The following is a 12,136-nucleotide window of genomic DNA, read 5'->3' as shown; positions in this document are numbered from 1 at the left end:
GGCACCCTGCGCGCCTACACCTCGATCTACGCAACCAACGTTAACGGTGGTGGTTCCGTCACCCTCGACAACGCCTACATCCAGTGGGGCGGTCTGACGGCTGGTTACACCGGTTCTAACTTCAACATCTACACCGGTCAGACCTTCATGGGTGTTGTCACTCGTGACTGGGCAGACGCCACTGCAAACCAGATCGCTTACACCGCTGCTTTCGGCAACGGCTTCTCCGCGACCGTCGCTCTTGAAGACCGTTCTGCACGTGAAGTCGGTTCCTACGGCGGCACCCGCTCTCCGGACGTTGTTGCAGCTCTCGCCCTGTCCCAGGGCTGGGGTGGTGCAAAGGTCGTTGGTGCCCTGCACCAGGTCTACCCGAACGTTGCCAACAACAACGCAACTTCTGGTGAAGACAACTTCGGTTGGGCAATCGGTGCTGGTGTGAACTTCAACCTGCCGATGATCAACTCCGGTTCGAACATCTACTTCCAGGGCTTCTATGCTGACGGCGCTCTGTCCTACATCGGTAACGGCATCACCAAGACTGCTTTTGGTGCTTCCGACTACACCCAGGACGACACCAACAGCGGTTACTCCCTGTCGGCAGGTGCCTACATCCAGGCTACCTCCACGATCGGTCTGGCCCTCGACGGTTCTTACGCATCGGTTGACATGTCCAACAACGGCAACGACATCGACCGTTACGCAATCGACGGTTCCGTTCAGTGGGAGCCGGTCTCCGGCTTCGTCATGGGTGCTGACGTTGGTTACTCCAACACCAAAGTCGACAACTCCGACGACACCGACGAACTGCTCTTCGGTGTTCGTATGCAGCGCACTTTCTAATCAACTGATTAGAATCTGACTGTGACTCTCTGAACTCCAGTCAGTCATGCGGCCCGGCAGGCTCCAATCTGCCGGGCCGTCCCCTTTTTTGATTCCGTTTTGATCTGGCGGCGGATCGATTCAGGCCGACGCGACCGCCCTGTTATCAAGCGTCGAGAGCCTGATCTGACTTAAAATCCTAACAGTTTATGAATTTCCAGTCCGTTTTTGTGACATTCGCGCAACACCGGTTTTTGAAAACGGCCCCTGCGGCAGGTCGACAACGCTTTCCATGTTGAACCGGCAAGGCGGATGCGTATGGTCATCCTTGCGAGCGGCTTCGAGCCGCACTGGTTTGCATGCCTCGGACGTCCAACCTCCGGTCGGTGGCAAACACAGACATACTTCGCGGGGACAATGGTACTTCAATACTTGGTACCAATTGATATGACTGATTGGAGGTCAGAATGAAACTCAAGAGCTTGATGCTCGCTGCTGCTTCCGCAGCTGCTGCAACCACCGCCCAGGCAGCCGATCTTCCGGTTGCTCCGGAGCCGGTCGACTACGTTCGCGTCTGCGACGCTTATGGCGCCCGCTTCTACTACATCCCGGGCACTGAAACCTGCCTGCGCGTCGGCGGCCGTGTTCGTACCCAGTTCGTTGTCAACAACGTCATGGACGATGGCAACTGGGCTAACCGCGACCAGGACGGCTATTCCTGGCTGTCTCGCGGTTACCTGTACCTCGATGCCCGCACCGCTACCGAATTCGGTACCCTGCGTGCCTACACCTCCATTTACGCAACCAACGTAAATGGCGCTAACAGCGTCACGCTGGACAATGCCTACATTCAGTGGGGCGGTCTGACGGCTGGTTACACCGGTTCTAACTTCAACATCTACACCGGTCAGACCTTCATGGGTGTTGTCACTCGTGACTGGTCCGACGTGACCACCAACCAGATTGCCTACACCGCTGCTTTCGGCAACGGCTTCTCCGCGACCGTCGCTCTTGAAGACCGTTCCAACCGTGAAGTCGGCAACTACGGCGGCACCCGCTCTCCGGACGTCGTTGCAGCTCTCGCCATTTCCCAGGGTTGGGGTGGCGCAAAGATCGCCGGTGCCCTGCACCAGGTCTACCCGGATGCTGCAACCAACCGCACCAACACTTGGGGTGGTGAAGAAGACAACTTCGGTTGGGCAATCGGCGCTGGCGTGAACTTCAACCTGCCGATGATCAACTCCGGTTCGAACGTCTACTTCCAGGGCTTCTACGCTGACGGCGCTCTGTCCTACATCGGTAACGGCATCACCGGCGTGAACGGCGTTTCCGATTATACCCAGGACGACACCAACAGCGGTTACTCCCTGTCGGCAGGTCTGTACATCCAGGCAACCTCCACGATCGGTCTGGCCCTCGACGGTTCCTACGCTTCCGTCGACATGGACCAGAACGCAACGATTGGCGATGTTGACCGTTGGGCAATTGACGGTTCCGTTCAGTGGGCGCCGGTCTCCGGCTTCGTCATGGGTGCTGACGTTGGTTACTCCAACACCGACATCGACGGCATCAATGGTAACAACGGTAGCGACACCGACGCTCTGCTCTTCGGTGTTCGTATGCAGCGCACCTTCTAATCGATCCTCACATAGAGGTTTGATGGAGAACCCGGCGGAAACGCCGGGTTTTCTTTTATTTGCAACCAGGGAAGTGCGTGAAGAAAGAAGCGTTGGGCAACCAGAGTGCTTCGGGTCTTCTGGGCTTCTTTTCAAAGGGACTGCAGAAATTCCGCGATTGCCCGCTGGGTGTCCTCTTCCCATAGAACCGGCGCATGCCCCTGACCGGGAATGATCTTGTAGCGGGCAGCGGGATGCATCTCCAGCATGCGTTTGCAGGTCTCTTCGCTGAGCAGATCCGAATGCGCGCCGCGCAGAATGAGTAGCGGCCGGTCCGTCAGTTTCTCAAAAAGAGGCCATAGATCCGGAGCGGGCGTTGTATTGTCCAGGGCTGCCAATTGGCAGGCGAGAGCCGGATCGAAATCAAGGACGACCTTGCCGGCCCGGCTGGAGGCGAGTTGTCCGGCAAATTTTTTCCAGTCCGGCTGGGAAAAGGACGGGAATTGGGCGCCGAGTGTCTTCCGGAAACCGGTCGCTAGCTCGTCGAAGGAACTGTATTCCATCTTGCGCCCGAGTGTCGCCGCGATCCGGAGAAGTCCGCTCATTTCGATATGCGGGCCGATGTCATTCAAAATGACTGCCGCCATGCGGTTCGCCGGGTACCGGTTTGCCATGGAAAGCGCATGAAGTCCGCCTCTGGAGGTGCCCAGCAGGGCAAACCGCTCGAGGCCGAGGTATTCAATCGCTGCGGCAATGTCCGTTTCCTCGACTGGCAAGGCGTAATTCCGCCAATCCGGATCCCATTCGCTCAAACCTCTGCCGCGATAGTCGAGTGCCGTGACGGAGTGTCCGGCTGCCTGGAGATAGCGAGCTATATCACTGAAATCACGTGTATTTCTGGAAAGACCCGGCAGGCAGACAACGGGAATGGGAGGACAGGACGCCTGCTGCACGTTCTGTGCCGGCAGCCATTGCCTGCCGCCAAGCGTGAGGCCATCCGGACCCTTCCAGCTGAATTCCTCAGGTTCGGGCATGGCATATTCAGGAATGTCGTCCGGCGTAGTCGTCACTGGTGTTTCCCCCGGGACGGCAGAGCTACACCGGTCCCAATCGTTTCCATTCGAAAGCAGGTTCGCGCGAGGATAGATGCCTTTGTGTTTCGGTGCCAAGGTCTGGATATTCGGAAAATGCCCGCATGGCGGGTCTTGTGTCGCCAAAATGGCGCATGGCCGCAAAGAAAATTCGCAAACCGGTCGCCGAATTGTGTGGGGAGCATTGCTCCTTCCGCGGCAGATGAGTATGTTGCGCCTCCGTTAAGGACCGGTCCCGTTCCGGCCGGAAGAACCGCAAGCTTTGTCCAAGAGGAAACCGAGATGTTCAAAGGCTCCATCCCAGCGCTGATTACCCCGTTCAAGGACGGAGCGCTCGATGAGAAACGGTTTCAGGACTTTGTGGACTGGCAGATCGCGGAAGGATCTTCCGGACTTGTTCCGGTGGGCACCACCGGCGAGAGCCCGACGCTGACCCACGACGAGCACAAGCGGGTCATCGAGTTGTGCGTCGAAGCCGCCGCCGGCCGGGTGCCGGTGATGGCAGGCGCGGGGTCGAACAACACCATCGAGGCGATTGACTTTGCCCAGCACGCCGAAAAGGCCGGTGCGAACGCGATTCTGGTCGTAACGCCATATTACAACAAGCCGAACCAGGCTGGCCTGAAGGCGCATTTCAGGGCCGTGAACGATGCCGTTGGCATTCCGATCTACATCTACAATATTCCGGGCCGGTCGATCGTCGACATGACGCCGGAAACGATGGCCGAGCTGTTCGAGACCTGCGAAAACATCAAGGGTGTCAAGGATGCGACCGCCGACATGGCCAAGGCCAGCCGGCAGCGCCACCTGTGCGGACCGGAATTTGTTCAGCTGTCCGGCGAAGATATTTCCGCGCTCGCCTTCAACGCCCACGGTGGCTCCGGCTGCATTTCCGTGACCGCGAACGTGGCGCCGCGCCTGTGCGCCGAGTTCCAGGCGGCAACGCTTGCCGGCGATTACGCCAAGGCTCTGGAATACCAGGACCGATTGGCTCCGCTTCACCGCGCCCTGTTCCTGGAACCGAGCCCGGGCGGAGCGAAATATGCGCTGAACCTGCTCGGCAAGATCGATGAGGAACTGCGTCTGCCGCTGGTCCCGATCTCCGAAGATGCACGGGCGGAAGTCCGCGCCGCCATGGCCCACGCAGGCCTGATCAATTAATATGGAGGCGGGGCAAACGGATCATGCCGTTTGCCTCCCGTTCCCGACAGAGGGTGCCTGGCACCCGAGGACAGAAAATGGCTCCGAAAAAAGGGGGCGATCCGGGACGGACCATCATTTCCGATAACCGGAAGGCCCGGTTCAATTACGAGATCGAAGATACGCTGGAAGCGGGGATCGAGCTGAAAGGCACGGAAGTCAAATCCTTGCGCAACGGCAAGGCGAATATCGCCGAATCCTATGCCGCCGAACACAAGGGCGAGATCTGGATCTACAACGTCTATATTCCCGAATACCTTCAGGCCAACCGGTTCAACCACGAACCGCGCCGGCCGCGCAAGCTGCTACTGCACAAGCGCGAAATCGGCAAGCTGGCCGGTGCCGTCCAGAAGGAAGGCAAGACGATTGTCCCGCTCAAGCTCTATTTCAACGACAAGGGCCGGGCCAAGCTGGAACTGGCCCTTGCTCGCGGGAAAAAGCTGCATGACAAGCGAGAGACGGAAAAGAAGCGCGACTGGCAGCGCGAGAAATCACGTTTGATGAAGAACTTGGGTTGAAACCGGCTGCCCGGCTGCCGGCGTTATAACACTCTGATGACTTCGGGAAAGCTGTTGGCAAGCTGCGCATAAACTGTGCATGCCTTGTGGGGAACCTGTGGGCAGCCTGTCGCGTTATCCTGGGGCTATGTTGTGAATATCTCACACTTGTCCAACGCGGGAAACCGCCCCCGCCAAGCAAGGCCCTGTCAAGCCGTCAAACTTTCCAGAACCTCCCGTTTCTGTTCTGAAATCGGAAGCGGACGCCGCGTTGGGCGATCAACGAGCACATGTACGAACCGTCCGTGAGCTGCTGTTTCCAAAGCTTCGCCGGTGAACAATCCGACCCTGAAAACCACAGAGCTGGAGCCGAGTCTCTCGATTCTGAGACCTGCAGTTACGGTGTCCGGAAAGGTAATTTCCGCAAAGTAGTGACAGCCGGTTTCGACGACGACAAAGATTTCGGAACTCTTCACTGGATCAAGAAGGCCGTTTTCGACGTACCAGCTGTTTACCGCTGTGTCGAAGAAGCTCAAATACTGCACATTGTTGACGTGGCCGTAGATATCCACATCCATCCACCGGGTGGGGATAGTCAGAAAGGCTTTGAAATCGGTTCGTCTCAGGGGGGCGGGGCGGGAAGTCTGTGGAGACATTGTGGATGTCATAAGGCTGCCTTGTAGATTTCGAGCGCATCCATTTCACCAAGTTCCCGCGGATTGTTCACCAGCAAGCGGGTCTGTTTCATCGCATCCGCGGCCAGTTTCGGTAAGTCGTCTTCTGAGATGCCGACATCCCGAAGCCGTGTTTGCAGGCCCAGAATACCGGCAAGGCCAGCCAGGCGTTCCGCAAACAGATCGGCCCGTTCTTCAAAGCTTTGAACTTCGGCAAGATCCGGAAAAACGACCGGAGCCAGTTCCGCGTAGGTTGCCGCGGCAACCTTGTTGTTGAATTTCAGGACATGCGGCAGCACCAGCGCGTTGGAAAGGCCGTGCGGCACATGGAATGTGCCGCCGATGGGGTAGGCAAGCGCATGGACGGCTGCGACGGGCGAATTGGCAAAGGCCATGCCGGCCAGCATGGAGCCGAGCAACATGGCGCCCCGTGCGTCTTCGTCTACGGGAGAAAACACCGCCCGTTCAATATTGGCTCCCAAAAGCTTCAGGGCTTCCAGGGCCAGGGTTCTGGAAACCGGATTGTTGTTGGCCGATTTCGAAGCGTAGCTCTCGATCGCATGAACCATTGCGTCGATGCCGGTTGCCGCCGTGACCGGGCCGGGCAGTCCAAGGGTCAGGTGAGGGTCGAGAACGGCAAGGTCGGGCAGGAGAAGGGGGGACACGACACCGCGCTTTTCTTCTTCGCCCACGGTGATGATGGAAATGGGTGTAACTTCGGAACCTGTACCGGCAGTGGTCGGGATAAGGATAAGGGGCAAGCGCGGGCCTTTCGCGTTGCCGATACCCCAGGCCTCGTCCAGATCCTCCCCGCTCCTCGCAATCAGCGCCACGAGCTTGGCAACGTCGAGCGAGGATCCTCCGCCAAAACCGATGACAGACGTGGCGCCATGTGCCTTTGCGGCTTCAATCGCGCGGTCCACCAGCGCTCTTGGTGGATCGGCGGCGACTTCCGAAAAGCGTGCCAGGGTGTGGCCGGCGCTCTTCAGCGCCTCTTCGCAAGGTTCCTGCAAGCCGAGGGAGATAATCCCGGGATCCGTCACCAGAAACGGCCGGTCTCCCAGGAAAGGCGCGGCGTGGTCCGCCAGGACCGCAGCTGCACCGTTTTGGAAGACGATGCGCTGGCTTGTGTTGAACGTGAACGCGCCGATCATGTTTCCTCCCGACTGTCATTTCTGCATAGATTGCCCGCAGAATGGCCTTCCGTCGAGGGGCGGGACGCGCTTTGGGGATCAGACTTTTGGCCGGGAAGAGCATTCAGGCATGCATGCGCGCACCCCTGGAGATCTTGTCGGCAATTTTTCTGTCACAGTGAAAGGCCAACCCGACCACCTTCGCCGTCTCGGGGCCGAATTCTGCAAACACCTGCCGGTTTGCCGTATCATGTCCGGTGGCGAACATCTCCTCGATATAGAGGCTGGCGGGAACACTGCGGTTGAGCGTTCGTTGATGGATCCTGCCGATGGTTTCCTTGTCGGCACTCAGGACGATGACCGGCTGAATGCTCATGGGGTGATAGACATTCCCGGCTGCGTCGCGATAACTTTCGCCAATGATGTCAGGCTTTGCGGCGGCAATTCCCGTCGACAGGAACGCCGTGACATTCAATTTCTGCCAGGCAGCCAGGTCCTCGCGGACAACAACGACAAATTTGGTTTCGAACATGTACGGCAACTCCACGCGAGGCTTTCAGAAGGATCGGAATTTCGGGACCCTAGCGCCTTGCGGGGAGGCCAGTCTTGAACGTTTGTGCGCACCTGGCAACGACATGATCCGCGCCTCGCCAACGGAAGCGGGCATCGACAGGATCGAGGCGCGGTTCAGCGGCAACGGGTTTTCGCCGCACCGCCATGACACCTATGCGCTCGGCTTGACGATCAGCGGTGTGCAGACCTTTCGGTATCGCGGCGAGAAACGGGCCTCATTGCCCGGCCAGGTGATCGTGATCCACCCTGACGAACTGCACGACGGCGGTGCCGGCACGGAGCGGGGGCTCCGGTACCGCATGATCTATATTCCGCCGGAGCTGATCGGAGAGGCGCTCAAACCGGCAGGCTTTGCCGAATTACCCTTTGTCGCAACGCCCGTGCTGTCCGATCCGCATTTTCGGCAGGATCTCGGCGAAGCTCTGGAAGACATCGACCGGGAAATGGGCGCGTTCAAACGTGAGAGCCTGCTAACGGATCTGGCAGCTTGCCTCAACCGTTATGCGGACAGTGGCCGGTCCAGAAAGGCAGCCTTGCATTGGCCCGCAATTCGAGACTGTGCGTCCTATCTCAAGGAGAGCTGTGGCGAAGACATCCGTATGGAGGATCTGGAAAGTATCGCGCAGATGGACCGGTTCAGCCTTGCCCGGCAATTCCGGAAGGCTTTCGGCACCAGCCCGCACCGCTATCTGGTCATGCGGCGGCTCGACAAGGTCAAAACCATGCTTGCAAAGGGCGAGGGGCTTGCCGTGGCCTCCGTGGAAGGCGGTTTCGCCGATCAGAGTCACATGACGCGGCACTTCAAGCGCGCCTTCGGCATGACACCCGGTCATTGGCGGCGCCTTTGCACCGCCAACGAAAGGGTCGTTTAGAGCTTGTTCGGCCCGAACTTGTTCGAGCGCGGGAAGCCGGTCGGCGGCAGTCTGCCGGCCTGGCCACGTTCACCGCGCCAGTCGGCGAGTTCTTCGAGGCTCCGGGTGAAGCTGCGGCCGGAACTGTCGGTCCAGGTAAGTCCGCCCTCGCCGGTGAAGACGCGGATATCCGAGATATTGCCGTCCCGGTAGCGCTGCAGGCGGACGCCGCGTCCGCGCCCCATCTGCGGGATCTGCGCCAGCGGGAAGACCAGCAGCTTGCGGTTTTCGCCGATGACAGCCACATGGTCGCCGTCTGCTTCCACGCAAAGCGTGGCTTCGGCCGGGGTGGTCAGGTTCAGAACCTGCTTGCCCTTGCGGGTATTGGCAATCACTTCGTCTTCGCTGACCACGAAGCCACGGGCCTCGTTGCTGGAGAGCAGCAGCTTGCGGCCGGGCTTGTAGACGAAGGCGTTGACCACATCCTGGGCCTCGTCCATTTCCACCATGAGCCGGATCGGTTCGCCGTGGCCACGCCCACCCGGCAGCCGGTCGGCGCCAAGCGTGAAGAACTTGCCGCCGGTGGAGAAGACCAGGATTTTGTCCGTCGTCTCCGCATGGAAGGACAGCTTCAGCTTGTCACCCTGCTTGAAGGCAACGGCTGAAAGGTCGGACTGATGGCCTTTCATGGCCCGGATCCAGCCTTTTTCGGAAATGATGACGGTGATCGGTTCCTTTTCGATCATTGCCTGCTGGATGTCGACGAGATCGGCTTCCGGGGCTTCGCTCTTGTCGGTGCGGCGTTTGCCGATTTCCGTTTCCGGTCCGTAGACCTTGGAAATCTCGGCGATTTCCTTGGAAATTTTCGTCCACTGACGGGCGTCGGAGCTGAGCAGCTTGGTGAGGTCGTCCTTTTCCTCCGAAAGCTTCTCGTGTTCCTTGCGGATCTCGAACTCTTCCAGCTTGCGCAAGGATCTCAGGCGCATGTTGAGGATGGCTTCGGCCTGAACGTCGGTCAGCTCGAAGGTCCTGATCAGCTCGGCCTTGGCATCGTCCTCCTCACGGATGATGCGGATGACTTCATCGAGGTTAAGATAGGCGATCAGATAACCCGCCAGCACCTCCAGCCGGTGGTTGATCTGCCCGAGCCGGTGTTCGGAGCGGCGGATCAGCACGACCTTGCGGTGATCCAGCCATTCGCGCAGCACCTGCTTCAGGCCCATGACCATCGGCACCTTGCCCATGGAAAGGACGTTCATGTTCAGCGAGAACCGGTTTTCCAGGTCCGTCAGCTTGAACAGGGATTCCATCAGGATATTGGCGTCGACATTGCGCGAGCGCGGCACCAGCACGATGCGGATGTCTTCCGCCGATTCATCCCGCACATCATCGAGCAGCGGCAGCTTTCGGGCCGTCAGAAGCTCGGCGATCTTTTCGATCAGGCGCGATTTCTGCACCTGATAAGGAATTTCCGTGATGACGATGGCCCACTGGCCGCGACCGAGATCCTCCACTTCCCAACGCGCACGGACACGGAAACTGCCGCGGCCGGTCGCATAGGCTTCGCGAATGGAGCCCTGGTCGGAAACAAGCAGACCCCCGGTCGGGAAGTCCGGACCCTTGATATGCTCCAGAAGCTCGTCGACTTCCGCATTCGGGTTCCTGATCAGATGCAGGCTGGCCTGGCAAAGCTCAAATGCATTGTGCGGCGGAATGGAGGTCGCCATGCCGACGGCAATGCCGGACGAGCCGTTACCCAGAAGGTTCGGGAAACCGCCCGGCAGGACGATGGGTTCCTTGTCCTCGCCGTCATAGGTCTCGCGGAAATCGACGGCATTTTCGTCAAGGCCGTCCAGCAGGCGCTTGGCCGTGTCGGTCATGCGCGCTTCGGTGTACCGCATGGCGGCCGCGTTATCGCCGTCCACGTTGCCGAAGTTGCCCTGGCCGTCGATCAGCGGATAGCGCTGCGCGAAATCCTGCGCAAGGCGCACCAGCGCGTCATAGACGGCCTGATCGCCATGCGGGTGATATTTACCGATGACGTCGCCGACCACGCGGGCGCATTTCTTGAAGCCGGCACCCGGGTCCAGTTTCAGAAGGCGCATGGCGTAGAGCAGGCGCCGGTGGACCGGTTTCAGACCGTCGCGCACGTCCGGCAAGGCCCGGTGCATGATGGTCGACAGGGCATAGGCCAGATAGCGCTCTTCAAGCGCATCCTTGAGGTTGATGCCTTCAATGCCGCTTGGCGGCGGAGTCGTCTCTTTTCCCATGAATGCTTGCTAACTGTTTCAGCCCGCAAGTTCAATTCGCCTGTCGCGATTTGGGAATGGAAACGGCGGATTTTCAACGGATTTCGACAGTATGTGGGCAGTTTTATACGAGACAGATCGGTTTGCGCCGGACGCGCTGCTGCAAGGGGAGGCCGGTCGCAAAATTTCGGGTATTCCGGAACTGCGCTTGATCTTTCTCCGCAAATCATCGAATTGAAAGGAAGGGTTTAGGAGTTTTGAAATTGCTAGCAATGGATGTAGTTGCAGTTGTGGTGCAGCTTTAATCGGCTGAGAGTTATAAGTACATGAAATTAAAAAGAAATCTGGTTGCACTTGTCCTGGGGTTGCTCGTCGTTCTAAGTGTTTTTCTGTCCTGGAACGATTTCCACGTCCTGCGGATGAAGGCCTACTCCAATCCGGCCGGCAGCATGAAGCCGACGCTGCTGGTGGGCGACAATGTTTTGGTTCGGCGCGTCTTTCCGGCGTTTGGCGAAACCTATGTTCCCGTCGCAGGCGACATCATCATCTTTCCGCTGCCGGGCGATCCGGACAACATCTATTTGAAACGACTCGTGGGCATGCCGGGCGATACGATCCAGATGATCGACGGCGTCGTTCACATCAACGGCGAACCGGTCAAACGCGAACGCATCGACGATTTTGTCGAGCAGTCTTCTTCAGGCGATGTCCGCCGGGTGCCGCGTTACCGCGAGACGCTGCCGAACGGGGTTTCCTTCGAAACACTCGACCTCACGACCAAAAGCGAGCTCGACAACACCCGCGAATATGTCGTGCCGGAGGGGCACCTGTTTACGCTCGGTGACAATCGCGACAATTCCCAGGACAGTCGGATCTTGTCGCGTGTCGGCTATATCCCGGTGGATACGGTAACCGGTGTCGCGGAACAGCTTTATTATTCTGGAAAATCTAAGGAATTCGTCTGGCGCCCCATCGAAGGTGACATGGAATGAACACCTATAGGCCCGCTCGTTCTATTGAAGGGGTGGCGGGCTTGTATTCGCAATTACGTTTCCCGGCTCAGAAATTGGTTCGAAACCTTATTCATCTATAGGCACTTGGTAGACATACCTTTTCCAGGTAGGGTCGATACCTTCAATGAACGGATTTGTGAGGCGGTACACTTTTCGCTCCGAAAGCCTGGCGAACTTGACGCTTTCCAGGTACTTGTCCTCCCATAAACGAAGCAGTGATCCGTCATCATAAGCTTTTAATAATCCTTCGTGGATGCGTGCAATCAGCTCCTGGTTCTCTCTTGAAGTTACAAGGAACCTTGGGAGTGGATAATAGATCACAAAGGTCTCGTCGAAAGTAAAATTGTCGAGGTTCTTGTGCGTTGTCCATTCTCCGAGCAGTTCGTTGGCACCGCGCAAAAACAATTCACTCCTATTGTG

12 protein-coding genes are annotated in these 12,136 nt (G+C 58.3%); 6 read left to right on the top strand and 6 right to left on the bottom strand.

The window, feature by feature from the left end:
• Together ACQY7U_RS25915 and ACQY7U_RS25910 are read left to right on the top strand one after the other, a co-directional pair.
• The coding region (locus ACQY7U_RS25915) for a porin (RefSeq protein WP_428651414.1) at positions 1 to 840 on the top strand (840 nt) is incomplete at its 5' end.
• 446 nt (positions 841 to 1,286) lie between these two features.
• Complete coding sequence (locus ACQY7U_RS25910; RefSeq protein WP_428651411.1) at positions 1,287 to 2,456, top strand: porin; 1,170 nt, start codon at positions 1,287 to 1,289, stop codon at positions 2,454 to 2,456.
• A gap of 131 nt (positions 2,457 to 2,587) precedes the next feature.
• Here the strand turns inward: ACQY7U_RS25910 and ACQY7U_RS25905 are convergent, their stop codons facing one another.
• Positions 2,588 to 3,505 carry an alpha/beta fold hydrolase gene (locus tag ACQY7U_RS25905; protein ID WP_428651408.1) on the bottom strand — a complete coding sequence of 306 codons (918 nt, stop codon included), beginning with the start codon at positions 3,503 to 3,505 and terminating at the stop codon, positions 2,588 to 2,590.
• Between the two features lie 303 nt (positions 3,506 to 3,808).
• On the opposite strand from ACQY7U_RS25905, the gene dapA reads away from it, so the two are divergent.
• Both dapA and smpB read left to right on the top strand, forming a co-directional pair.
• Positions 3,809 to 4,687, top strand: a complete 879-nt coding sequence (gene dapA, locus ACQY7U_RS25900) for a 4-hydroxy-tetrahydrodipicolinate synthase (protein ID WP_428651405.1) — start codon at positions 3,809 to 3,811, stop codon at positions 4,685 to 4,687.
• Between the two features lie 77 nt (positions 4,688 to 4,764).
• Positions 4,765 to 5,244: an SsrA-binding protein SmpB gene (gene smpB / locus ACQY7U_RS25895; protein ID WP_428651402.1), complete on the top strand. Its 480-nt coding sequence runs from the start codon at positions 4,765 to 4,767 to the stop codon at positions 5,242 to 5,244.
• Positions 5,245 to 5,432: 188 nt separating this feature from the next.
• Here smpB and ACQY7U_RS25890 read toward each other — a convergent pair whose 3' ends face one another.
• From ACQY7U_RS25890 to ACQY7U_RS25880, 3 genes are all read right to left on the bottom strand, one after another.
• On the bottom strand, positions 5,433 to 5,879 hold the full coding sequence (locus ACQY7U_RS25890; RefSeq protein ID WP_428651399.1) for an acyl-CoA thioesterase: 447 nt from the start codon (positions 5,877 to 5,879) through the stop codon (positions 5,433 to 5,435).
• Between the two features lie 8 nt (positions 5,880 to 5,887).
• Positions 5,888 to 7,051 (bottom strand): iron-containing alcohol dehydrogenase, encoded by a 1,164-nt coding sequence (locus ACQY7U_RS25885; protein WP_428651396.1) that lies wholly within the window; start codon positions 7,049 to 7,051, stop codon positions 5,888 to 5,890.
• A gap of 103 nt (positions 7,052 to 7,154) precedes the next feature.
• Positions 7,155 to 7,562: a DUF2000 family protein gene (locus tag ACQY7U_RS25880; RefSeq protein WP_428651393.1), complete on the bottom strand. Its 408-nt coding sequence runs from the start codon at positions 7,560 to 7,562 to the stop codon at positions 7,155 to 7,157.
• 103 nt (positions 7,563 to 7,665) lie between these two features.
• Here ACQY7U_RS25880 and ACQY7U_RS25875 point away from each other — a divergent pair, with 103 nt between their 5' ends.
• The gene (locus ACQY7U_RS25875) at positions 7,666 to 8,475 is read left to right on the top strand and encodes an AraC family transcriptional regulator (protein WP_428651390.1); all 810 of its coding nucleotides are present in this window, start codon (positions 7,666 to 7,668) and stop codon (positions 8,473 to 8,475) included.
• Here ACQY7U_RS25875 and parC read toward each other — a convergent pair.
• Positions 8,472 to 10,724 (bottom strand): DNA topoisomerase IV subunit A, encoded by a 2,253-nt coding sequence (gene parC, locus ACQY7U_RS25870; protein ID WP_428651387.1) that lies wholly within the window; start codon positions 10,722 to 10,724, stop codon positions 8,472 to 8,474. The genes ACQY7U_RS25875 and parC overlap by 4 nt on opposite strands.
• A 305-nt stretch (positions 10,725 to 11,029) precedes the next feature.
• Between parC and lepB the strand changes: the two genes are divergently transcribed.
• Positions 11,030 to 11,695 (top strand): signal peptidase I, encoded by a 666-nt coding sequence (lepB, locus tag ACQY7U_RS25865; RefSeq protein ID WP_428651385.1) that lies wholly within the window; start codon positions 11,030 to 11,032, stop codon positions 11,693 to 11,695.
• 87 nt (positions 11,696 to 11,782) lie between these two features.
• On the opposite strand, the gene ACQY7U_RS25860 is transcribed toward lepB, so the two are convergent.
• Positions 11,783 to 12,136, bottom strand: a 354-nt coding sequence (locus tag ACQY7U_RS25860; RefSeq protein WP_428651382.1) for a hypothetical protein, incomplete at its 5' end; no start/stop codon positions are given.

The sequence above is a fragment of the Roseibium sp. genome (assembly GCF_050301095.1).
Classification (GTDB): Bacteria; Pseudomonadota; Alphaproteobacteria; order Rhizobiales; family Stappiaceae; genus Roseibium.
The sequence above is the reverse complement of the archived record's forward strand: the minus strand, read 5'-3'. Positions and strand labels throughout refer to the sequence as shown.